Origin of the sequence: Geomicrobium sp. JCM 19055 (genome assembly GCF_000698185.1) — a bacterium.
Taxonomy (GTDB): domain Bacteria; phylum Bacillota; class Bacilli; order Bacillales; family Marinococcaceae; genus Geomicrobium_A; species Geomicrobium_A sediminis.
The window spans coordinates 43,482-64,906 of the sequence record NZ_BAXL01000022.1 but is presented as its reverse complement, the minus strand read 5'-3'; the positions used below and the strand labels follow the sequence as shown (position 1 = coordinate 64,906).

Below are 21,425 nucleotides of genomic sequence, written 5' to 3'. Positions count from 1 at the left end.
AATGCTCGTAGACGGTTATGATGAGCTAGCTAGTCAACATGAAATCAATCTTCATAAAGAAGTGAAAACCTTTGATAGTTTTGACGTACAAGTGAACCATATGATGCGGTTAGTCGATAATTTAGTCTCGAATGCAATTCGTTACACCCCTCCCACAGGTAAACTATACATCGGTATTTATGATCAACAGTTGCCATCGTGGTTGTACAAACCGATTGACGTAAATTTCTCCAAGCACGGGGTGTTAATCGTTCAAAATGACGGAGCAACCATTTCTGAAAAAGAAAGCAAGAAGATCTTCGAGGCTTTTTATCAAAGTGAAGAAAGTCGATCAAAAAAAGCAGGACAACATTCTGGGTTAGGGTTGAGCGTTGCAAAGATGATTACAGAAAATCACGGTGGAGACATTCAATTTATTCCAGTACCTAACAAAGGAACAATCTTAATGAGTACGTTTGTAAAAAGGAAGGATTACGATGAAAAAAACGTTGATGAGTAGTTTATTGCTTGGAAGTGTGTGCATGTTGCTCGGTTGTCAGACGCAATTTTCGCCTCAAGAAATTGTTGCAAATGCAGCAGAAACTCACCAACAGCCGGATCAATTTTATATTGAATCAAAAATTATTTACGAAGGTGAAGAAGCGATTAATTTGTTTGAATGGCGAAATCAGGATTATTACCGCATAAATATTGTAGAATCTTTAGGGCAGACGGTGACGATCGAGAGTCCTGAGCAGAGCTTGACGTACCTAGAAGATGAAAACATAGCGCTCATATCGGACAATCACGGGGAAATCGTCGATGAAGTTCATTATTTAAATGATTTTTATCAGCTTGACGATCTGTATGACTTAGACGTGCAGCTCGTTGATGAGGACGAGTGGATTGGCCGTGATGCCTATCATCTATTATTAGAAGGAGCAGATGAACAAGTCAAACTTGTCGTCGATCAGTCAACGTGGATGATTCTAATGTGGGAACGTGGTCCGTTGCGTACAGAAATTATCAATTTTGAGCCGAACCCTGACTTTGATGGGGTATTTGATTTTGAAGTTCCAACGAATGCAGAAGTGTTGCATTTGGATCACGAACAAAATGTCCTTACACCTGAGGAAGCTCAGCAACTATTTGCATCTGATGTGAGACTGCTCACTGACGATTATGAGCTATGGGAGATCTATGTTCTAAGCGAAGAAGAAGTTATGCTGGAATACTTTAAAGATCAATCGCCCTATGTTGTCATGACGATTGGCGAATCACAAAATGATACGGTCGTTGAGAACAATGAGCTGATCGATCAACTAGAACTGTTTACGACGGTTGACGTTTATGAGTTGCCTGGTGATACGTTCGTATTAACGTTTGAAGAAGAAGGAAATTATTATGAAGTGTTTGCAGAAGATGCGAACGTTACCGTTGACGATTTAATCGCCTTTATCGAATCTCTATATAGCTTAAATGAAGAATAATCTTTAATTCCTCCTCATATAGTGCATGTAGTGTGCTTGATTTTGAATCGGTAATGATTCATTTCAATTGTTTAGAAAAACTCAAAGCAGGGAGTGTTTCTGATTGTCAATTCAAGCGTTTCCGTATAAACGTGCACTCGTTACTGGAGGAGGAGGGTTTGTTGGAAGTCACCTCGTAGAAGAATTGTTGAATTTAGACGTTGAAGTGATTTGCTTGGACAATTTTAGTGCGGGAAAAAAGAAGAACCTGTCTACATTTGATACGCATCCGTTATTAACAGTCGTAAAGTCAGATGTGACGGATTTTGATCATATGTCTCGGTTCTTTAAAGATGTGGACGTTGTTTTTCACCAGGCGGTATCGAAAAATACCGTCTGTATGAAAAATCCTCGTCTTGATTTAAAAATAAATGCCGAAGGAACCTTTAACGTATTAGAAGCATCACGCATTCATGCGGTAAAAAAGGTCGTTCATGCGTCAACGGGCTCCGTCTATGGTGAGCCCGTTTATTTTCCAGAAGATGAAGCGCATCCGACTAATCCTGTTTCGTTTTATGGAACGAGCAAACTCGCTGCGGAAAAATACTGTTCTGTATTCAAAAATTTATACGATATGGACATTTCAGTGTTGCGGTATTTTCACGTATATGGACCAAGGCAAGAGGATAATGATGACGGAGGAGTTGTCTCAATATTCATACGAAGGGTATTGGCTGACCAACCGCCGGTCATTTTTGGAGATGGAAAGCAGTTACGTTCGTTTACATTCGTTAAAGATGTTGTAAAAGCGAATATTCTTCTTGCTACGAAAAAAAGAGACGAACGGGGAAGTCTACAATTGTGCTTCAGGCTTGAAGATTACGATTCAACAATTAGCAGACCTCGTCTTAGAGCGGTTCAAAAGAACAGATTTAACGGTTGAATATTCTGGTTGGAAGCCTGGTGACATTCGTTATTTTGAGATCGACAATAGCAAGATCAAAAACTTAGGCATGAACTTTTCTTGGGGTTTTGAAGATGGTGTGGATGAAACGATTAAATGGATGAAAGACAATAAATAATGAATCTTCGTTCGAGGAGGTTTTTATGAGAATCTTGCACCTTCCTTATGGCATAGGTATGAGTACGATGGCAAAGGCTTTGCGTACTAAAGGAATTGACGCACAATCTTGGAGTCTTAGGACGCATCATTATGCGTACATGGCTGATGAGCGGATCCATTTTGATCAATATAAACCTGGAGAAGAAGAGGAAAAGCGTGAAGCATACTTGCAAAAAGCACTCAAAGAATTCGATGTGTTCCATTTCCATTTTGGTGAGAGTTTTTTTTCCAGACCGTCGAGATTTAGACACAATCAAAAAAGCGAATAAAAAAAATGATTGTGCACCACCGAGGTTCTGAAGTGCGGATGTTAAAAAAAGCACAAAGCTTTAACAACCCATATGTACGCGTGAAAAAGTCTTGGCCTGAAGACAAAGTAAAAAGCAATTTAGAGTTTCTATCGCACTATTTTGATCAAGCAATTGTCAATGATTATGAGCTTTATTATTACGTTGAGCCTTATTACAAATCCATTCATGTTGTTCCTCACACGATGGATTTAAGTAAATATACGCCGACCTATCCGAAAGATCATGAGCGTCCGCTTGTCGTACACGCACCTTCAAGGCGAGATACGAAAGGAACACAATATGTGCTTCCAGTGTTAGAAAAGCTAAAAGATGAAGGGGTTGCGTTTGATTACGAGCTTGTAGAAGGAAAGTCACACGAAGAAGCATTAGAGATTTACAAAAAAGCTACGGTGATTGTCGATCAACTGCAGTTAGGGGCGTATGGTCATCTAAGTATGGAAGCGATGGCGCTCGGTAAGCCTGTTATTTGTTACATTCGAGATGATTTAGTTAAGAAGTACCCAAATGATCTTCCAATCTTGTCAGCTGATCCGAAAAACTTTGAAACCGTACTTCGGTCTTTCCTTAAAAATAGCGACCAATATCAAGCGGTTGGAAAAGCTGGGCGCAGTTATGCCGAGCATTACCATAGCTTTGACAGTGTTGCCAATAAGCTGATTACCATTTACAACAAGCTATAGGAGGGCGGTTTTCATGAAGGTTTTGCATATGCCTAGTGGCTCAGATATTAGCATGCTTGCAAAACAGATGCGTGCTCTCGGTGTAGATGCGACATCAGCTAGTTTTAGTTCAAAAGATCTTTACGGTTATCGTGCAGACCGCAATTTAAATGTCGACCAGTTTCCGCCAGAAGAAAAGAAAGCGAAGATAGAGCAAATTTTTCAAGAAGCGATGAATGAGTTTGACGTGTTTCATTTTCATTTTGGCAAGACGTTCAATTCAAAATCTGACATTGCAATTCTAAAAAGCAAAGGTAAGAAAATGGTTGCTCACCATCGTGGTTCAGAAGTACGTCTCTTATCTTTGGCTCAGAAGAATAACCGTTTCGCTTCAATAAAATCGAAATGGCCTGAAGAAACGGTTCATAAGTATGTTCGCCGATTGTCTGCGTCGATTGACCACGCAATCGTACCGGATTATGAAATGCTCCTTACGTTGAGCCTTATTACAAACATGTGCACGTCGTTTTGCGCGCCATCGACGTATCATCGTATACACCGGTTTATCCGAAAGAAACGGATAAACCGGTCGTCGTTCATGCACCTTCGCACCACGAAATTAAAGGCACACCATTCGTTTTAGAAGCGGTAGAGCAATTAAAACAAGAAGGATTAGACTTTGAGTTTAGAAAGATTGAGAACCTCTCCCACGAAGAAGCAATGAAAGCTTACCAAAAAGCAACGGTTGTTATTGATCAACTACGAATTGGGAGCTATGCAAATTTAACGATGGAATCAATGGCTTTAGGTAAGCCAGTCATTTGTTACGTCCGAGAAGACTTGGTCTCTAAATTCCCGGGAAATTGCCGATTATCAACGCAAACCCTGATACATTGACTTCGGTGCTACGAAACTTTCTGACGAAGAACAATGATTGGAGTAAAATTGGTAAAGAAAGTCGTGCTTACGTTGAGCAATATCATCATGTTGAGCGTATTGCAAAACAGATGATCGACATTTATAAATTGCTGTAATAGGAGGGCGCTTTGAAGGTCTTACACTTACCGTATGGAGCAGGTATCGCATCATTATCTGAAGCGTTGCGAGAAATTGGCGTCCATGCGGAATCGTGCAGCTTCTATCTACGAATACGTACAACGATCTAGCCGATTACGAATTAGATTTAGATCGTCTATCAAAAGTCAAAAAAAGAAGAGAAGTTAAAGCAATTTTGAGCATGCAAAAAAACGTATGATGTCTTTCATTTTCATTTCGGTGAGACGTTCCACCCAATGTTTCTAGATGTAAAAGAATTAAACGAAAAAGGAAAAAAAGTCGTGGTCCACCATCGTGGTTCCGAAGTGAGAATGCTCTCGATTGCTCGTCGGAATAACCCTGATGTGGTTGTGAAAAAAGATTGGTCAGAGCAACGAATTAAAAAGCGTCTTCAAACATTGTCGAAATATGTAAAAGTTGCGATCGTAAACGATCTTGAGCTCGTACAGTATGTTACAGATTACTATGAACGAGTAGAGGTTGTTCCTCATGCGTTGAATCATCAAAAGATTCGTCCTGTCTTTCCTAATGAAAACGACGTACCTATGATCGTTCATGCACCGAGTCATCAAGAAATTAAAGGTACCGCTGAAATCGAAGCTGCGATTCGACGCTTACGAGATGAGGGATATGAACTTCATTACCGACGACTTGAGCATAAGGCACGTGAAGAAGTAGTAAAAGAGTTAGCTAAAGCGACAATTGTGATTGATCAACTGAAGATCGGCACATATGCGAATTTAACGATGGAAGCGATGGCTTCTGGAAAACCTGTAATTTGCTTTATTCACGAACCATACCGAAAGTCTTATCCAAATCAGTTACCAATCGTTCAAGCAACGATCGATACAATCTACGATGTGCTTTTAGATTTACTGCGACGTCAATCGGAGTGGGCGCAAATCGGGCAACTATCTCGGAACTATGTGGAGCAGTTTCATAGTTATCAGGTTGTAGCGAATAAACTAAAAAAAATCTACGAAACGCTTTAATTCATGAACGTCCCTTTTTGTTCATACACATGTGATACGAAGGTGAGGGGGCGTCAGGGTGATCTGGACATGGGTAGCAATGATTATTTTGTTATGGCTTCTCGGATTTGGGTTTGAAGTCGGTGGCGTATGGATTCATGGTTTACTCGGAATTGTTGTTTTGTTAGTTGCCTTCCAAGTATTCCGTTATATAAAGCGTTAATCTTTGTTTAGGAGCTCCAAATTCGGAGCTTTTTCTATTTTGTAGTTTAATCTTTCAAAGAAGGGGAAACGTTATAGTAAGAAGCAAAAGTTTAATCTTTGTAGGAGGATGAGACATAATGGGTAAATCAAAGTACGTATGGACATCAGCAATTGTAGCAACTGTCGCAGCGGGAGCAACCTATTTGGTAAAGAATCCTGATAAAGGGCGACAACTTATGGACGGTGCCAAATCAAGGTATCATAAACTCGTTGGATCTGCCTCTAACAAAGGATCTGACATTCCATTAGAGCAACGAATTGGTAACCCAGATCCACTAGACATTAACGATAATGAAATGGTCGCTGAAGGGTCAACGTTCTCAGTTGATTATTATAATAAAGCACACGAAAACGACTCGGAATACGAAACATCTTCAGAACAGAAGCCGCACTAGAAGCAAGGAAATGATCCGTTTCCTTGCTTCTTTTTGCTAACATCGGTTATACTGCTGTTTACATGATTTTTACACCCCAAGATTACATAATGTTCGAGGTGTCAATCAGTGATAACAAACCATACGACTATAAGTACTGAAATGAAACGCATCGCGATCATTATATTTGGCGCGATTGCTGTAGCATTCGGATTGAACTTTTTCTTAATCCCAGCAGATGTGTTTGCTAGCGGATTAACCGGGGTTTCACAGTTTATAAGTGCCTTATTTCCAGTTTCAACAGGGATTGTCTTATTTCTCTTAAACATACCTGTTGCGATTTTGGGTTGGTTAAAAGTCGGTCGATTGTTTACATTTTATAGCTTCTTGCACGTCGCATTGACTTCATTTTTTTTAGAAGTGATTCCTGTACAAGCGTTAACAGAAGACATTATGTTGAATGCTGTTTTTGGTGGAATCATTGCCGCTATTGGTACGTCATTACCGCTTCGTTATGGTACTTCAGCTGGAGGGCTAGATATTATAGCGCTCGTCTTAGCACGAATGAGTGACCGTCCAATTGGTGTGTATTTCTTTATGTTGAATGCGCTGATCGTCATTACCGCAGGCTTTGTCTTTAATTGGGAACAAGCGCTATTTACACTCGTATCGATTTACGCAACGTCAAGAATTATGGACATGATTCATACACGTCACGTCAAATGTACAGCGTTTATCATTACGAAGAAAGCGGATGAACTTCGAGAGAAAATTCATGAGAATGTTACAAGAGGTATAACACGAATGCCGGCTAAAGGTGGATTTGACTCAGAAGAAAAAGAAGTGCTCATGATCGTTATTACACGCTATGAACTATTCAAGTTACGACAGATTACAGAAGAAACGGACCCTAAAGCGTTTACGAATATTGTACCAACTACAGAGATTGTCGGTTCATTTAGAAAAGATGATTAGTTGAGGTGGTCATGATGTTAGCGTTGAAAGTGAATGCCGTTAATGAGAAGAAAGGCGTTACAGTTTGGGTGAGTGTGCAAAACGAAAGTGAGGAAGTCGCTGAACTACTGTTTAACACGAGTCAGCGCATTTCAATCGCGGTATACGATGACAATCAAAAGCGGGTATATCGCTCTGAATCAGAGTGGATGTATTTGCAAGTCGTTGAACATGTGATGTTACAAGCAAATGAAGAAGTGGTGTTTCAAGAAAAGATGCCCTCCTCGTATTTCGAAGAAGGGCATACGTATAAAGGAAGCGTTCGGCTTGCTGTTCATACGATCAATGATGAGAAGACGTTACAGCAACCACAAACTTTCACGTTTACACGTCAAGAACTTTCTTGACGTGTTTTTAAAATTGGAACCATACCGCTTTGAGACGACATCATAAAAGCCTAATGAATTGTAAAGTCGTTTCGTAGCGATGTTATTAATTCCGGTTTCAAGTTCAATCCCTTTGTAATCATGTTGTTCTGCCCAATGGATAATAGCAAGAAGCATTTTTTTGGCGATCCCTTTGTTTCTTTGGTCTTCACGAACGTATAAGTCATTAAGCCAAACGTAGCGTCCACCTTTTCTTATGCTATACATCGTATTAAGAAATGCAGCGCCAACCATGATTCCTTGATCTTCTGCAATGAAGAGCTCTGCGTTTGAATCAGGATCTTTGGCTTCATGCAACGTCGTTAAGATGTTATCATAAGCATGTTCTCCGCCAATTGATTCCATTTGGCCCATGAGTAGCTCTGTCGCTTTTTGTACTGTTTGCTGATCATGTTGTTCAGTTAGTGCGTAGATCTTCATTTCGCACCCCTTATCTTTAATAATGAATGACCCTTTTCCACAAGGGAATACTTATCTATGATAGCATAGCTTGAGGAGATTCGGAATGTCCTTCTCCTGCACAAAAATGTAACAACTTGTTCAAAACTGAAGAGATCTCATGTGGTAAGATGAGAATAGCTCGGTTGATCATTTGGAGGGTCAATATGGAAGAATTGTTTGAAGTATTATCATTTCGGGCACTTTGGACGCCAGAATTGATTGCAATATTAACACTCGTTGCAGTTGCGTATTTTCTAATTACACGTCGTTTTCGATCACGATTTACGACAGAAGCGAAGCAAACACCTAAGCAAGACATTATGTTTTTAGGTGGTCTTCTCAGTTTATATTTAGGATGGGGAAGTCCGCTATATAGTATCGGACACATGCTCGTTTCCATCCATATGATTCAGATGGTTTTTGCTTATTTCTTTGCCGTTCCATTATTCATTTTGGCATTGCCTAAATGGTTGCTCTCCAATGTTTATGAATGGTTAGGAAAGAAAGTCAAGCCTATCAGGGATCTTATGTTTCATCCGATTATCGGCTTAATCTTTTTTTAATGCATTATTTTCTATTTATCATATTCCTGTCGTATTTGACTTTTTGATGCTTAGACCTGGGGTTCATAGCGTCTATGAAATCATCATGTTAGTTGCGTCGTTTATGATGTGGTGGCATATGCTTGCTCCGTTGCCTAGTAAACAATACTTACATGACTTTAGAAGAATCATTTATATATTTGGTAATGGTATTTTGATTACACCAGCGTGTGCGCTTATTATCTTCTCAGGTACTGCGTTATATGATACGTACACAGACCTTAACTATTGGTCACAAGTGATGGCATTTTGTATTCCAGGAGGAGCGGCTGTACCTGCATCGATGTTTGGTGGCTTCGGGTTTTTAGGTGGATTAGATGCATACAGTGATCAACAACTCGGTGGTGTAGCAATGAAAGTCGGTCAAGAGCTCGTTTACGGTACAACGATTGGTTTTGTATTTAAACAATGGCTACAAAAAGAAAGCCACCAAGAAGGTGAACTGACAATTAGTGATATTCCTTCTCACATCAAGACAAACCGCTAGGAGGGATTGTCATCTTAAAGAAACAAGCGCTGCTATTTATGATAGGAGCAATCTTCTTAACTGGTTGCGGCTGGTTGTATGAATCTGGCGCATCAGCGAATAACGGAACGGATACCTCAGATTTAGATTTATTTATGATACCGTTTGAGGCAACGAATCAACACGAAGAGACGATTACAGAGCAAGATATGGATGGCGAGTATTCGGTCGTCAATATGGCATTTACTCGATGTCCATCCGTTTGTATGATGTTGACACCGAACATGGCCCAAGTACAATCTGAATTAGAAAACGAAGGGATCGATGCTTCACTGTATACATTTTCTGTCGATCCTGAGTTGATACACCAGAACGGTTAGTCAGTTACGGTGAAGCGTACGCTGCTGATTTTGATAGTTGGCATTTTCTTACGGGCTATGACTTAGAAGTTATTCAGGAGATTGCTACAGAATCGTTTAATACGATTGTTCAGCCAGCGGAAGATGATATTATGCATACGACTTACTTTTTTTATCTTAGATCCTGACAATCAAGTTATCCGTTTTTATGATGGACTTGAAAACGACGTAAGCCCGATCGTTGAAGACCTGAAGGGACTAACAACCGAAAATGAATCGTAAACACACAGTGATTATGCTGTGTGTTTTTTTTCATTAATTATTATAAAAATACACTTGAATTTATGTTTACTCACGTTTATAATCAAATCAATAGATGCATAAATATAAATAGGAGTGAGGAATTATGAGGGTTGCGATCGTCGGAGCTACAGGTTATGGAGGCATAGATTGATACGTTTACTCAGACAGCACCGGCACGTATCTGAACTTTCCGTGTTTTCCTCATCACAAGCAGGCATGAATTATGATGATATTTACCCCCATGTCCAAGACATTTATCAAGGGGTTTTGAAAAGTGTAGATGCACATCAATTAGCTGATGAATACGATGTGATTTTTGTATCGGCACCTCCAGGAGTTGCAGCCGAACTGATGGAATACTTAATTGATGGTCAAGCGAAAGTGATTGATTTGTCAGGAGATTTCCGTTTGCTCGACGGTTCAATCTATGAAGATTGGTACGGGCGACCAGCGGCGAAATCTTCCCTCGTAGAAAAAGCAGTATACGGCCTTAGTGAATGGAATCGCGAAGACATCGCGAAGGCGAAATTGATTGCAAACCCAGGTTGCTATCCTACGGCGGTGCTTTTAGGGCTTGCGCCACTTGCACACAACAATGTGATTGACACTTCGACATTAATTATTGATGCCAAGTCAGGAACGACTGGAGCTGGCAAAAACCCGAGTGAAATGACTCACTTTGCGGAAATGAATGACTCATTCAAAGTATATAAAGTAAATCAACATAAACATACACCTGAAATTGAACAACAACTCGAGCAGTGGGTCGGTTTTAAAGAACCGATTACGTTTACTCCTCACCTAGTCCCGATGTCTAGAGGGATTATGGCGACGATGTATGCAAAAGTTGACGACTCATTAACGAAAACAAAAGTTGAACAGATCTATCGAGATGCCTATGAAAAAAACACCATTTGTTCGCGTGAATTCATCAAGATATCCAGCTACAAAAGAAGTATACGGTAGTAATTTCACGAACATTTCATATCATCTAGACGAAAGAACGGGGAGAATTACCGTCATATCAGTGATTGACAACCTTGTGAAAGGTGCAGCAGGGCAAGCGATCCAAAACATGAACTTGATGCAAGGTTTCGAAGAAACTGAAGGGTTGTGGGCAATGCCTGTATATCCTTAAGGATAAGGAGTGAAGGACGTGGCAAACGCACAAACAGTAGCAATGCAAGCCATTGAAGCAGTGAACGGAACGATTACGACGCCAAAAGGATTTAAAAGTGACGGCATTCATACGAAAGTGAAAAGAAAGCGTAACGACCTTGGTGTCATTTATTGTGACCAACCTGTTGCAGCAGCAGCGGTCTATACATTGAATCAAATTCAAGCAGCGCCGATCGCTGTCACAAAAGAAGCGATTCAAACAAATGGGAAGATCCAAGCTGTCGTTGTAAATAGCGGCCATGCAAATGCATGCACAGGAAAACAAGGGTTAATTGATGCCTATGAAGTGCAGGAAAAAGCCGCAAAAACATTCGCCATTCAACCTGAAGATATCGCAGTCGCTTCAACGGGCTTAATCGGTGAGCGAATGAAGATGGAAAAAATCATTCCAGGCATCGAACTACTTGAGCCAGTCGCAACGGATCAAGGTGCAGAGCAATTTGCACAAGCAATTCTTACGACCGATACGTTTACGAAGTCGGCGTGCGTGCAAACGGTGATTGACGGGAAAGTCGTTACAGTTGCGGGTGTCGCTAAAGGGTCAGGAATGATCCATCCGAATATGGCGACGATGCTCGGATTTATGACGACTGACGCGAACATCAGCCATGAGGCGTTACAACGTGTATTGTCGAACGTGACAGATCAGACGTACAATCGCATCACTGTTGATGGTGATACGTCAACGAATGATATGGTGCTTGCGCTTGCAAGTGCAGCAGTTGACCATGCGGAGTTAAGTGAAGCACACCCAGAGTGGCTGCAATTTGTTAGTGCAATGCAGGCAGTGAGTGAATCATTGTCCAAACAAATTGCACGGGACGGGGAAGGGGCAACGAAGCTAATTGAAGTACAAGTTAGCGGTGCACCAACAGATGCGGACGCGGGGAAAATTGCAAAGCAAATCGTCGGCAGCGATCTCGTAAAAACAGCAATTTATGGAACAGATGCCAATTGGGGACGAATTATATGTGCCATCGGTTATGCAGGCGTAACAATTGACCCAGACACGATTGATATTGCCATTGGATCATACGACACCCTGCTAAATAGTGAGCCTGTCATGTTTAGTGAAGAGGAAGTGCTTGCCTACTTAAAAGGTGAAGAAGTTACGATTCACGTTCATTTACATGTAGGTGAAGGTGTTGGTAAAGCTTGGGGATGCGATTTAACGTACGATTATGTTCGCATTAATGCGGGGTATCGAACATGAGTAGTGAATACGTTGTCATTAAATGTGGCGGCTCTGTCGTAAATAAATTGTCCGATCCATTTTTTTCTAGCGATTAAAGAGTTGCAAGACCGAGGCAAGAAGCTCGTCATCGTACACGGCGTGGAAGCGATGTGAATGACATGTTAGAAAAGATGGACGTCACGTCAACGTTTGTCGATGGACTTCGCAAAACGACGCCCGAAGTGATGGCAGTTGCTGACTTAGTGTTTAACGGTAAAGTGAACCCAGCGATTTGTCGTGGTGTTCAAAAAGCTGGCATGAAAAGTGTAGGGCTCTCTGGATACGACGGCCCCCTCATTCAAGCGAAGCTACTAGACGAAACGAAATTCGGTCTCGTAGGAGTTGCTGAACATGTGGACCCTACGCTGATTGAACAGTTAGCAGAAGCTGGATATGTTCCGGTCATTTCACCAATCGTCGCAGGTCCAGATGGAATGCGGCTGAACATGAATGCAGATACGGCAGCTTCTCATTATGCTTCTGCATTGAAGGCTGAAGAAATCGTCTTCGTTACGGATGTACCCGGAATTATGAAAGACGATCAATTAATTGACCATCTTACCGATGATGAGGTTAATACGCTCATGGAAGACGGAACGATTTACGGTGGGATGATCCCAAAAGTAAAAGCAGCACTGCATTCGTTATCAGGGCGCATTAAGACAGTACGAATCGTCGGAGCATATAGTCGAGGATTAGGAACATCGATTACGAAACAAGTTCAACTTCACGGTTCATAAATAGGAGAGTATTGGGATGCAAAATCACCTTTTTAATACGTATAAACGATGGGATTTAACCTTTGAGAAAGCTTTTGATAGTACGATTATCGCAAATGGTCAACCGTACCTCGATTTAATGAGTGGAATTGGAACCGTAAATCTTGGCCACAACCATCAAGGTGTTACCAATGCGATCCAAGAACAGTTACAAAAAGGGATGCACGGTTCGAATCTTTTTCATTATGAGCTCCAACAACAAGCAGCAGACAAACTAGCTTCCTTATCAGGCTTAGATTATGTGTTTTTCGCAAATAGTGGTGCTGAAGCAAATGAAGCAGCGATCAAACTTGCTCGAAAAGCAACAGGAAAACACGAAATTATAACGTGCGAACAATCATTTCATGGTCGAACGTATGGTGGTATGGCAGCAACAGGTCAGGAGAAAGTTCGACTAGGTTTTGGACCGGATTTGCCTGGGTTTTCTTACGTACCTTTTATCGATGTAGAAGCCATGAAAGCGAAGATACTGAAGATACAGCGGCAATTATGATTGAAATTGTGCAAGGTGAAGGTGGTGTTCATGAAGGGACCACTGAATACTTACAAGCGATCGAACGGATGGCAAAAGATGTAGGAGCTCTTCTAATCATCGATGAAATACAAACAGGAAACGGGCGTGTAGGTGCTGCATTTGCGTATCAACAAATTCCATTGTCGCCTGATATTGTGACGACTGCAAAAGGTGTTGCGAACGGATTTCCAGTCGGTGCAATGATCGGTAAGAAAGAACTTGCAGATTCATTTAGTTACGGAAGCATGGCAGTACATTCGGTGGGAACCCATTGGCAATGGCAGCGGTGAATGCGACTTTAAATGAGATGAATGATCATCTATTTGAATCCGTAAAAGAAAAAGGTGATCTCACGTTATCGCTCCTTCAAAAAGGGCTTGGACAGAACGATGCAGTAAAAGAGATCCGCGGTAAAGGACTTATGATTGGGATTGAACTTGACTTAAAGTCCAGTGATGTCGTTTTAGAACTACAAAAGAAAAACATTCTTGCATTGCAAGCGGGTGAGTACGTAGTACGGTTGTTGCCACCTCTCACCATCGATTCAACATTGCTTGAAGAAGGAATACAAACGGTTATACAGACGATTCAAGAGTTGTCAGCATAAAGGAGATGAAGACGATGAAAGGTATATTGTTTTAGAGAATGGTGAAGTGTTCACAGGTAAGGTCATCGGTGGTAATGAGTCAGGTACATACGGTGAAGCAGTGTTCTTCACGGGGATGACTGGCTATCAAGAAGTGGCGACCGATCCATCTTACCGGGGTCAAATTGTCATTTTCACGTACCCGCTCATCGGGAATTACGGCATTCAAGATTACACATCTCAAAGCGAAGAGTGGCAAGCGAATGCGCTAGTCATTGGCGAATGTTCGGAAGAAGGATACCACTATTTATCAAAGAAAAGTGTTATGAATGAAGCGAATAACATGAATGTTCCAATCATTGTTGATGTCGATACGAGAGCGCTCGTGAAATGTTTAAGAGAGCAAGGCGCGATGGGCGCTGTTATTACGACAGATTTGGATGGTGTTGATTGGTCGAATTATCAACCTGTCGATGAATACCCATTCGTCAAGGAAGTATCAACAAAACAAATCGAAACGTATGGAGCGGGAGATACGCATATCGCATTGTACGATTTCGGTCATAAAAGAGCGATGATTCAAGAGCTTACTCAATTAGGTGCCAAAGTAAGCGTCGTTCCATTTGATACACCATATGAAACGATTCAACATTTGGATGTCGATGGTGTATTGTTCTCAAATGGTCCGGGTAACCCGAAACAACTGGAGCATGAATTGCACATTTATCGAAAAGTAGCGAGTGTGTATCCAACGTTTGCTATTTGTCTCGGTCATCAGCTTTTAGCGTTAGCATTCGGAGCGGATACGAAGAAGTTAAAGTTCGGTCATCGAGGAGCGAATCAACCCGTCTTAGAAATTGCTACACAAAAAGTCGATATGACGGCTCAAAATCACGGTTTTGTCGTTGATGATGAGACGATTGGTCACAGTGAAATGCAAGTGACACACGTCAATATTAACGATGGGTCAATTGAAGGATTAAAGCATGAAGAGCTTCCGCTTTTTACCGTTCAATACCATCCAGAAGCAAGCCCTGGACCGAAAGACAGCCACCCACTTTTCCATCAGTTTTTTTGCATCCATTGAGAAAAAGAAAGAAGTGACCATCCATGCCTAAACAACAACATCTTAGAAAAATCCTCGTATTAGGATCAGGCCCCATTGTGATCGGGCAAGCAGCAGAGTTCGACTACGCAGGTACTCAGGCATGTTTGGCTTTGAAAGAAGAAGGGTGTGAAGTTGTTCTTTTAAACAACAACCCTGCCACTGTCATGACTGATGAACAATGTGCAGATCGTGTCTATTTCGAGCCATTAACTGTAGAAGTATTAACTAAAATTATAGAAAAAGAGCGCCCCGATGGACTGCTCGCAAGTGTTGGCGGTCAAACGGGTCTCAACTTGGCTCTTGCAGCGTACAATGAAGGCATTTTTGAACAATACAACGTTCAGTTGTTAGGAACATCCATGCAATCAATTCAACAAGGAGAAGACCGCGAATTGTTTCGAGCGTTAATGCATGACATTAACGAACCCGTTCCAGAAAGTGAAATTGTATCGACTGTAGATGAAGCCGTACAATTTGCAGATGTTGTCGGGTTTCCGATTATCGTTCGCCCTGCCTATACGTTAGGAGGCGCAGGAGGCGGTCATGCATACTCAAAAGAGCAACTAAAGGAGATTGTTGCTGGAGGACTAGCGGCGAGTCCGATTACTCAATGTTTAATTGAACAGAGCATTGCAGGGTTTAAAGAAATTGAGTACGAAGTGATGCGTGATGATAACGATACGTGCATTACGATTTGTAACATGGAGAACATCGACCCTGTAGGTGTTCATACAGGAGATAGCATCGTCGTTGCGCCGTCGCAAACGTTAAGTGACCATGACTATCAAATGCTTCGTTCTGCTTCAATCAAAGTCATTCGAGCACTCGGTATCGTTGGTGGATGTAACATTCAGTTTGCGCTTGATCCGTCAAGTAATCAATATTATCTCATTGAAGTAAATCCCCGTGTAAGTCGTTCTTCAGCGCTTGCTTCAAAAGCAACAGGGTACCCAATTGCAAGAATTGCAGCGAAGCTTGGTGTCGGTTATCACCTACATGAGTTGAAAAACCCTGTTACTGCACACACGTATGCTAGCTTTGAACCTGCACTTGATTACGTGATCGTGAAGTTCCCTCGTTGGCCGTTTGATAAATTCAAAGATGGGAATCGAGAACTTGGAACGCAGATGAAAGCAACTGGCGAAGTTATGGCGATTGAACGAAACTTACAAGCAGGGCTGCAAAAGGCTGTCCGTTCATTAGAAATTCCAGTCGATGGCTTAAAGGTAGCAAGCATTGAAGCAATTGCAACCGATGAACTAATCCAACGAATTGAAAAAGCGGATGATCAGCGTTTCTTTACGTTACTTGAACTGCTCCGAAGAAACGTGACCATTGATACATTGCACGAACAAACAGGCATTGATCATTTCTATTTGCAACACTTCAAGCGTTTAATTGAGTTAGAGCAGTTAGCGGAGAGCCTGGAGTTTGAAGGCGTTGACCGTGATACATTATATGAATTAAAGAAAAGCGGTTTTACAGATGTGGCGCTTGCGAAAGCGATGAATACAACCGAACAGAATATTACGCAGTTACGAGAGCGTTACGATCTGTATCCGAGCTATCAGCAAGTGGATACGTGTGCTGGAGAGTTCATGGCAGAGACACCGTATTATTACTCTACTTGGGGTACAAAAGGTGATCATCACTTAACAGAGAAACCGTCTGTGCTAATTGTCGGTTCAGGTCCAATTCGAATCGGGCAAGGGATTGAATTTGATTACTGTTCTGTGAGTGCCGCCCATTCATTAAAGCGCATGGGTTATGAAACGATTATGATTAACAACAACCCAGAAACGGTGAGCACAGACTATGAAACTGCTGACAAACTCTATTTTGAACCACTCACTGCAGAGGACGTCATTCACGTAGCAAAACGTGAAAATGTTCAAGGTGTGCTATTGCAGCTTGGAGGACAAACAGGCGTTAAGTTAACCGAAGCGCTCGAAAAAGCTGGAATTCCTTTATACGGGGCAACATTTGATGTAATCGATCAGTTGGAAGACAGAGGAAGATTCTATGAGTTAATGCAAACGTTAGACATTCCTCACATTCCTGGTACAACCGGGATGAACGCAGCGGATACTGAGATGAAAGCAAGTGAGATCGGATATCCAGTGTTGTTGCGACCATCGTACGTAATTGGTGGAGAAGGCATGGCGATTTTTACGAGCGAGGCGGAATTAAAAGCGTATTTGAACGACTCACTTAATGAAGTCGCATACCCGATTTTAATTGATCGTTATGTTGCAGGAAAAGAACTTGAAGTAGACGTTGTTACAGACGGTGAGCAGTGTTTTATACCAGGAATCTTTGAACACGTTGAAAAAGCAGGCGTACACTCCGGTGACTCGATGGCCGTGACACCCCCATACTCCATCCCTGATTCATTGAAAGAAACCATCGTTTCATATACGACGAAGATCGCAAAGCATGTATCATTTGTCGGCTTATTCAACATTCAATTTGTTTATGAAAATAACACGTTGTTCGTAATTGAAATCAATCCGAGAGCTTCTCGTACAGTCCCGATCTTTGCAAAGATTACTAATATAGATCTCGTTGATTGTGCTGTTCAATTGTTGCTCGGTAAACCATTTGAAGCGTGTGTTCCGTCTGTTGGTCTTCTAGAAGAGCCTTCATTTTACTCAGTGAAAGCTCCGGTTTTCTCAACCGAAAAATTACCAGATGTTGATATGCTCTTAAGTGCTGAAATGAAATCAACAGGTGAAACGCTCAGCTTCGGGTCAACCGTTGAAGAGGCATTCCAACAAGCCTTTGCATGGAAAGACGATCAAACACCGAAAATCTACACAGAGAATAGCGGTTCGATCTTTGTTGATGCTGGAGAGGCGCAACAATCGCTTATTCGTACCGATCTAGAAAAGCTAGAGCAAAGTGGGTTCACAATCGTTCAAGGCTCGAGTGAACAATTCAATGAGTGGATCACGAAAGAAGATGCACGTTTATACGTGAGTATTCCAGACCTCGGATCAAAACATTATAAAGACCAGCGCGAAAAAGCAAAGCGCAATCGAATTCAATTAACGACGCATAGCGAAACATTACATGCACTCGTTCAAGGAATGGACTTTAAAGAACGACATTCTCTATCGCTTGATGAATGGCAAAAGAAAGACTTACAAAGGACGTGAGACGATGCAACAGCAACTGACAACAGGTGGTATGGTCGGTAAAGATGTATTAACTTGGCTTGATTTTACGAGTATTGAAATCGAACGATTGCTCCAACAATCACTCGTTTTAAAAGAGCAATTACAAGAAGGGATTCCCCATGAAACGCTAAAAGGGAAATCACTCGGAATGATTTTTCAAAATGCATCGACGCGTACGAGAGTCTCTTTTGAAGTCGGCATGACACAACTCGGTGGCCATTCATTATTTTTAAGCGGCAAAGATATGCAAATCGGTCGAGGAGAACCGGTTCAAGACACAGCGAGAGTCATGTCTAGGTATGTGGATGCGATCATGATTCGCGCCAATGATCACAAAATGGTCAAGAAACTCGCTGAAATGAGCGAAGTTCCAGTCATTAATGCTTTAACAGATGAAGATCATCCTTGCCAAGCCCTTGCTGATGCGATGACATTGAAAGAGCAATTCACCGATTTGCATGGTCTGAAGGTTGTATATGTTGGAGACGGAAATAATGTTGCGATTTCATTAATGATCATTTGCGCCAAGTTAGGCATTCACTTTACGATGGCAGCACCAGTTGGTCATACTGGAGACGAAGCAGTATGGGAAAAAGCAAAAGCTGTCGCAAAAGAAACCGGCAGCATCATCGAACACATCGTAGACCCTCATGAAGCAGTTCAAGATGCAGACGTAATCTACACGGACGTATGGACGAGTATGGGTGCGGAAGAAGAACAACAAAGTCGCATTGAAATTTTTAAAGCATATCAAGTAAATGAGTCGCTTATGGAAGCAGCAAAACCTGAAGCGAAATTTATGCACTGTTTGCCTGCACACCGCGGCGAAGAAGTAACAGAAGACGTATTAGAAGGAGAGCATTCCATCGTCTTCGACCAAGCAGAAAATCGCTTGCACGTTCAAAAAGCAATCTTACAGAGTGTTATTGGCTAATGCAGCTGGTTGAGAGGCGAACCTCTCAACCGGTTTTTTTGTATGGATTAAGTCTGGGATGCGCGGAATAAGAGTCGGGGAGCGTGGAACAAGAATCTTGGAGCGTGGCACAAGAGAGAGTGTGTGTGGAACAAGAGTCGAGGAGCATGGAACAAGAGCCGTGGAGCGTGGAACAAGAGTGATGGAGGGTGGAACAAGAGCCGTGGATCGTGGAACAAGAGAGAGTGTGCGTGGAACAAGAATAGCGCAGCCCAGCCCAAGCCCGAATTGCCAATCAAGTGCTATAGCAATCACCATGCATTACAAACAAAAAAACCCCTCACGTCAACACCGTTACTTTTTAGCTGATGAAAGTTGCGCTACAATGGAGAGAGCGAATCAGAGAGTAGTGATGAATTTGAATCGACACGTTTTAGGTATAATTTTATTTGGAATTATTGCGATTAGCAGTTATTTAATGCTAGATCTATTCACTCCTTTGCCAGAGTGGGGAAATATTCTGGTGGCAATTGCAGCTGGGTTTCTCGTTGAGTTTCTCGTATTACGTCGATCGTGAAATCTTTGTCCGTTGTACAGGCGCAAAACCCTTGTTTAATCATAGGATAGTTAACGATTAGAAAGGGAGGTACCCATGCAACGAACGTACGCAGATACAGTGAGGCACGGGCGGTATAGTGGCTATGTAGAATACCCTTATCGCCAAGCGTATAGTCAACGTCCTGATCGCCATCAAGGTCACCATGTCCTCATGGAAAAGATGAACGATTTTTTTGGTCCATTCTTGCCCTTTTTGGCAGGCTTAGCGGTCGGACCATTGTTCTTTGGCGGTTTTGGTGGGGGTATGGAAAGTACGGACCACCAGGACCTCCTGGGCCACCGGGACCCCCAGGACCACCGGGATATTTTTATGGGGGACCGAATTACGGTCCTAATTATGGTCCGAATTTCGGACCAAACTACGGTCCGGGCTTTGGACCGAGCTTCGGCCCGAATTTTGGACCGAACTTTGGTCCATACGGACGACCAAGACCGAAATGGTAACCTTTTGCCACAGATGAATCTATTCATCTGTGGTTTTTGTCATTGAAGTCGACGATGATCTGCATTATAATTGGTACTAGGTCATAATACTAAGTGTAAACTAAGGTAGAACTAGGGAGGCACGGGGATGCGACGAGCAGGGATTTATGGTGTTGGGCGTTATACAGACGGAAAAGTTGTCAAGAATTCGGAATTTGAACAATCACTTGATACGTCAGATGAATGGATTCGTTCAAGAACGGGCATTGAACAACGTGTATTTGCACATGATGATATAAATACTTCGGACATGTCATATTATGCGGCATTGGATGCATTAAAAAAATGCTGAAGTAGATCCTTTAGAGCTTGATTTGATTGTTGTAGCTTCAGTAACAGGGGACTATTTGTTTCCTTCGGTATCCACGTTGATCCAAGAGCGACTCGGTGCTAAAAACGCTGCTGCAATGGACGTCGGTGCAGCTTGTGCAGGGTTTATATACGGTGTCGTTACAGCGAGTCAATTTATTCAAACAGGTACATACGACAAGATTCTCGTCGTAGGTGCAGAGAAGCTTTCTAAAGTAACGAACTTTGAAGATCGCAACACGGCAGTATTATTTGGAGATGGTGCAGGTGCTGCTGTAGTTGGACCAGTTGCAGACAACCGAGGAATTGTTTCCTTTGAGCTAGGTGCAAATGGTGCAGGCGCGGATCACATTAAAGCGGACCCGCAAATTATTATGAACGGACGTGAAGTGTTTAAGTTTGCCGTTCGTCAAATGGGTGACACGTGTATGAATCTCGTTGAAAAAGCGAACTTAACGAAAGATGATGTGGATTTCCTCGTTCCGCACCAAGCGAATATACGAATTATGGAAGCTGCGAGACAACGATTGGATTTGCCGAAAGAGAAGATGGCTGAGACCGTTCATAAGTATGGGAATACATCAGCGGCATCCATTCCAATTGCTCTTGTTGAAGAGTTAAATGATGGTAAGATTAAAGACGGAGACCTTGTCGTCATGGTAGCTTTGGCGCCGGCCTTGCATGGGGTGGAATCGCACTTTATTGGGGTCGTTAAATCATTTTTTTGTATTAAAGGAGAGAAGAAA

25 protein-coding genes and 3 pseudogenes are annotated in these 21,425 nt (G+C 42.0%); 27 read left to right on the top strand and 1 reads right to left on the bottom strand.

Annotated features, from left to right (window positions below):
* The first annotated feature begins 1 nt into the window (after position 1).
* The 14 genes from JCM19055_RS18050 (at position 2) to JCM19055_RS18010 (ending at position 7,567) form a co-directional block, all read left to right on the top strand.
* Positions 2-499 (top strand): cell wall metabolism sensor histidine kinase WalK, encoded by a 498-nt coding sequence (locus tag JCM19055_RS18050; RefSeq protein ID WP_042360740.1) that lies wholly within the window; start codon positions 2-4, stop codon positions 497-499.
* Positions 477-1,469 (top strand): hypothetical protein, encoded by a 993-nt coding sequence (locus JCM19055_RS18045; protein WP_042360739.1) that lies wholly within the window; start codon positions 477-479, stop codon positions 1,467-1,469. Before JCM19055_RS18050 ends, JCM19055_RS18045 begins: the two co-directional genes overlap by 23 nt.
* A 103-nt stretch (positions 1,470-1,572) precedes the next feature.
* Positions 1,573-2,391, top strand: coding sequence for an NAD-dependent epimerase/dehydratase family protein (locus tag JCM19055_RS18040; RefSeq protein WP_052366510.1), 819 nt, complete (start codon positions 1,573-1,575; stop codon positions 2,389-2,391).
* The gene (locus JCM19055_RS30275) at positions 2,321-2,530 is read left to right on the top strand and encodes a hypothetical protein (protein WP_052366509.1); all 210 of its coding nucleotides are present in this window, start codon (positions 2,321-2,323) and stop codon (positions 2,528-2,530) included. The genes JCM19055_RS18040 and JCM19055_RS30275 overlap by 71 nt, the downstream gene beginning before the upstream one ends.
* Before the next feature lie 25 nt (positions 2,531-2,555).
* On the top strand, positions 2,556-2,840 hold the full coding sequence (locus JCM19055_RS24560) for a hypothetical protein (protein ID WP_052366508.1): 285 nt from the start codon (positions 2,556-2,558) through the stop codon (positions 2,838-2,840).
* A 38-nt stretch (positions 2,841-2,878) separates the two neighbouring features.
* Complete coding sequence (locus tag JCM19055_RS18035) at positions 2,879-3,562, top strand: glycosyltransferase (protein WP_370543218.1); 684 nt, start codon at positions 2,879-2,881, stop codon at positions 3,560-3,562.
* A gap of 13 nt (positions 3,563-3,575) precedes the next feature.
* Positions 3,576-4,184, top strand: a complete 609-nt coding sequence (locus tag JCM19055_RS24555; RefSeq protein ID WP_052366506.1) for a hypothetical protein — start codon at positions 3,576-3,578, stop codon at positions 4,182-4,184.
* A complete protein-coding gene (locus tag JCM19055_RS30270; protein WP_152549969.1) occupies positions 4,070-4,438 on the top strand; it encodes a glycosyltransferase family 4 protein in 369 nt (122 codons plus the stop codon). The genes JCM19055_RS24555 and JCM19055_RS30270 overlap by 115 nt, the downstream gene beginning before the upstream one ends.
* A 5-nt stretch (positions 4,439-4,443) precedes the next feature.
* Positions 4,444-4,575: a hypothetical protein gene (locus tag JCM19055_RS30265; RefSeq protein WP_265182329.1), complete on the top strand. Its 132-nt coding sequence runs from the start codon at positions 4,444-4,446 to the stop codon at positions 4,573-4,575.
* A gap of 258 nt (positions 4,576-4,833) precedes the next feature.
* A complete protein-coding gene (locus JCM19055_RS18025) occupies positions 4,834-5,589 on the top strand; it encodes a glycosyltransferase family 1 protein (protein WP_052366505.1) in 756 nt (251 codons plus the stop codon).
* 58 nt (positions 5,590-5,647) lie between these two features.
* Positions 5,648-5,791 (top strand): DUF5670 family protein, encoded by a 144-nt coding sequence (locus tag JCM19055_RS27640; protein WP_193745496.1) that lies wholly within the window; start codon positions 5,648-5,650, stop codon positions 5,789-5,791.
* Between the two features lie 118 nt (positions 5,792-5,909).
* Positions 5,910-6,227 (top strand): hypothetical protein, encoded by a 318-nt coding sequence (locus JCM19055_RS18020; RefSeq protein ID WP_042360738.1) that lies wholly within the window; start codon positions 5,910-5,912, stop codon positions 6,225-6,227.
* A gap of 141 nt (positions 6,228-6,368) precedes the next feature.
* On the top strand, positions 6,369-7,181 hold the full coding sequence (locus JCM19055_RS18015; RefSeq protein WP_042360759.1) for a YitT family protein: 813 nt from the start codon (positions 6,369-6,371) through the stop codon (positions 7,179-7,181).
* 14 nt (positions 7,182-7,195) lie between these two features.
* Positions 7,196-7,567 carry a BsuPI-related putative proteinase inhibitor gene (locus JCM19055_RS18010; protein ID WP_042360737.1) on the top strand — a complete coding sequence of 124 codons (372 nt, stop codon included), beginning with the start codon at positions 7,196-7,198 and terminating at the stop codon, positions 7,565-7,567.
* On the opposite strand, the gene JCM19055_RS18005 is transcribed toward JCM19055_RS18010, so the two are convergent.
* Positions 7,520-8,026 carry a GNAT family N-acetyltransferase gene (locus JCM19055_RS18005; protein WP_042360736.1) on the bottom strand — a complete coding sequence of 169 codons (507 nt, stop codon included), beginning with the start codon at positions 8,024-8,026 and terminating at the stop codon, positions 7,520-7,522. The genes JCM19055_RS18010 and JCM19055_RS18005 overlap by 48 nt on opposite strands.
* A gap of 185 nt (positions 8,027-8,211) precedes the next feature.
* Here JCM19055_RS18005 and JCM19055_RS30260 point away from each other — a divergent pair, with 185 nt between their 5' ends.
* The 13 genes and pseudogenes from JCM19055_RS30260 (at position 8,212) to JCM19055_RS17945 (ending at position 21,394) form a co-directional block, all read left to right on the top strand.
* Complete coding sequence (locus JCM19055_RS30260) at positions 8,212-8,610, top strand: cytochrome c oxidase assembly protein (RefSeq protein WP_265182328.1); 399 nt, start codon at positions 8,212-8,214, stop codon at positions 8,608-8,610.
* 46 nt (positions 8,611-8,656) lie between these two features.
* Positions 8,657-9,136, top strand: a complete 480-nt coding sequence (locus JCM19055_RS30255) for a cytochrome c oxidase assembly protein (RefSeq protein WP_265182327.1) — start codon at positions 8,657-8,659, stop codon at positions 9,134-9,136.
* Positions 9,137-9,174: 38 nt separating this feature from the next.
* Positions 9,175-9,495 (top strand): SCO family protein, encoded by a 321-nt coding sequence (locus JCM19055_RS24550; RefSeq protein WP_081833818.1) that lies wholly within the window; start codon positions 9,175-9,177, stop codon positions 9,493-9,495.
* A gap of 385 nt (positions 9,496-9,880) precedes the next feature.
* Positions 9,881-10,915, top strand: a pseudogene (argC, locus tag JCM19055_RS17990) (N-acetyl-gamma-glutamyl-phosphate reductase).
* Between the two features lie 42 nt (positions 10,916-10,957).
* Entirely contained in the window at positions 10,958-12,169 is a 1,212-nt protein-coding gene (gene argJ / locus JCM19055_RS17985; protein ID WP_042360758.1) for a bifunctional ornithine acetyltransferase/N-acetylglutamate synthase, read from the top strand.
* Between the two features lie 131 nt (positions 12,170-12,300).
* Positions 12,301-12,930, top strand: a complete 630-nt coding sequence (gene argB / locus JCM19055_RS17980) for an acetylglutamate kinase (RefSeq protein WP_265182326.1) — start codon at positions 12,301-12,303, stop codon at positions 12,928-12,930.
* 16 nt (positions 12,931-12,946) lie between these two features.
* Positions 12,947-14,090: pseudogene (locus tag JCM19055_RS17975) on the top strand (acetylornithine transaminase).
* A gap of 25 nt (positions 14,091-14,115) precedes the next feature.
* Positions 14,116-15,156 carry a carbamoyl phosphate synthase small subunit gene (locus tag JCM19055_RS17970; RefSeq protein ID WP_052366518.1) on the top strand — a complete coding sequence of 347 codons (1,041 nt, stop codon included), beginning with the start codon at positions 14,116-14,118 and terminating at the stop codon, positions 15,154-15,156.
* A 23-nt stretch (positions 15,157-15,179) separates the two neighbouring features.
* Positions 15,180-18,335, top strand: a complete 3,156-nt coding sequence (locus JCM19055_RS17965) for a carbamoyl phosphate synthase large subunit (RefSeq protein ID WP_042360734.1) — start codon at positions 15,180-15,182, stop codon at positions 18,333-18,335.
* Between the two features lie 4 nt (positions 18,336-18,339).
* A complete protein-coding gene (gene argF, locus JCM19055_RS17960; RefSeq protein ID WP_042360757.1) occupies positions 18,340-19,290 on the top strand; it encodes an ornithine carbamoyltransferase in 951 nt (316 codons plus the stop codon).
* 58 nt (positions 19,291-19,348) lie between these two features.
* Positions 19,349-19,846, top strand: coding sequence for a hypothetical protein (locus tag JCM19055_RS17955; protein WP_152549966.1), 498 nt, complete (start codon positions 19,349-19,351; stop codon positions 19,844-19,846).
* A gap of 75 nt (positions 19,847-19,921) precedes the next feature.
* Positions 19,922-20,377, top strand: a complete 456-nt coding sequence (locus tag JCM19055_RS27630; RefSeq protein ID WP_042360732.1) for a hypothetical protein — start codon at positions 19,922-19,924, stop codon at positions 20,375-20,377.
* An 81-nt stretch (positions 20,378-20,458) separates the two neighbouring features.
* Positions 20,459-21,394 (top strand): annotated as a pseudogene (locus JCM19055_RS17945) (beta-ketoacyl-ACP synthase III).
* Positions 21,395-21,425: the final 31 nt, after the last annotated feature.

Excerpts from the sequence above, each read along its gene's own strand:
- argF (WP_042360757.1), top strand. The coding sequence starts at position 18,340 with ATGCAACAGCAACTGACAACAGGTGGTATGGTCGGTAAAGATGTATTA.
- argJ (WP_042360758.1), top strand. The coding sequence starts at position 10,958 with ATGCAAGCCATTGAAGCAGTGAACGGAACGATTACGACGCCAAAAGGA.
- JCM19055_RS30255 (WP_265182327.1), top strand. The coding sequence starts at position 8,657 with ATGCTTAGACCTGGGGTTCATAGCGTCTATGAAATCATCATGTTAGTT.
- JCM19055_RS18035 (WP_370543218.1), top strand. The coding sequence starts at position 2,879 with ATGTTAAAAAAAGCACAAAGCTTTAACAACCCATATGTACGCGTGAAA.
- JCM19055_RS24560 (WP_052366508.1), top strand. The coding sequence starts at position 2,556 with ATGAGAATCTTGCACCTTCCTTATGGCATAGGTATGAGTACGATGGCA.
- JCM19055_RS18005 (WP_042360736.1), bottom strand. The coding sequence starts at position 8,026 with ATGAAGATCTACGCACTAACTGAACAACATGATCAGCAAACAGTACAA.
- JCM19055_RS18020 (WP_042360738.1), top strand. The coding sequence starts at position 5,910 with ATGGGTAAATCAAAGTACGTATGGACATCAGCAATTGTAGCAACTGTC.
- JCM19055_RS17955 (WP_152549966.1), top strand. The coding sequence starts at position 19,349 with ATGCGCGGAATAAGAGTCGGGGAGCGTGGAACAAGAATCTTGGAGCGT.
- JCM19055_RS18045 (WP_042360739.1), top strand. The coding sequence starts at position 477 with ATGAAAAAAACGTTGATGAGTAGTTTATTGCTTGGAAGTGTGTGCATG.
- JCM19055_RS27630 (WP_042360732.1), top strand. The coding sequence starts at position 19,922 with ATGCAACGAACGTACGCAGATACAGTGAGGCACGGGCGGTATAGTGGC.
- JCM19055_RS18050 (WP_042360740.1), top strand. The coding sequence starts at position 2 with ATGCTCGTAGACGGTTATGATGAGCTAGCTAGTCAACATGAAATCAAT.
- JCM19055_RS17965 (WP_042360734.1), top strand. The coding sequence starts at position 15,180 with ATGCCTAAACAACAACATCTTAGAAAAATCCTCGTATTAGGATCAGGC.
- JCM19055_RS18015 (WP_042360759.1), top strand. The coding sequence starts at position 6,369 with ATGAAACGCATCGCGATCATTATATTTGGCGCGATTGCTGTAGCATTC.
- JCM19055_RS30260 (WP_265182328.1), top strand. The coding sequence starts at position 8,212 with ATGGAAGAATTGTTTGAAGTATTATCATTTCGGGCACTTTGGACGCCA.
- JCM19055_RS18010 (WP_042360737.1), top strand. The coding sequence starts at position 7,196 with ATGTTAGCGTTGAAAGTGAATGCCGTTAATGAGAAGAAAGGCGTTACA.
- JCM19055_RS24555 (WP_052366506.1), top strand. The coding sequence starts at position 3,576 with ATGAAGGTTTTGCATATGCCTAGTGGCTCAGATATTAGCATGCTTGCA.
- JCM19055_RS18025 (WP_052366505.1), top strand. The coding sequence starts at position 4,834 with ATGTTTCTAGATGTAAAAGAATTAAACGAAAAAGGAAAAAAAGTCGTG.
- JCM19055_RS24550 (WP_081833818.1), top strand. The coding sequence starts at position 9,175 with ATGATAGGAGCAATCTTCTTAACTGGTTGCGGCTGGTTGTATGAATCT.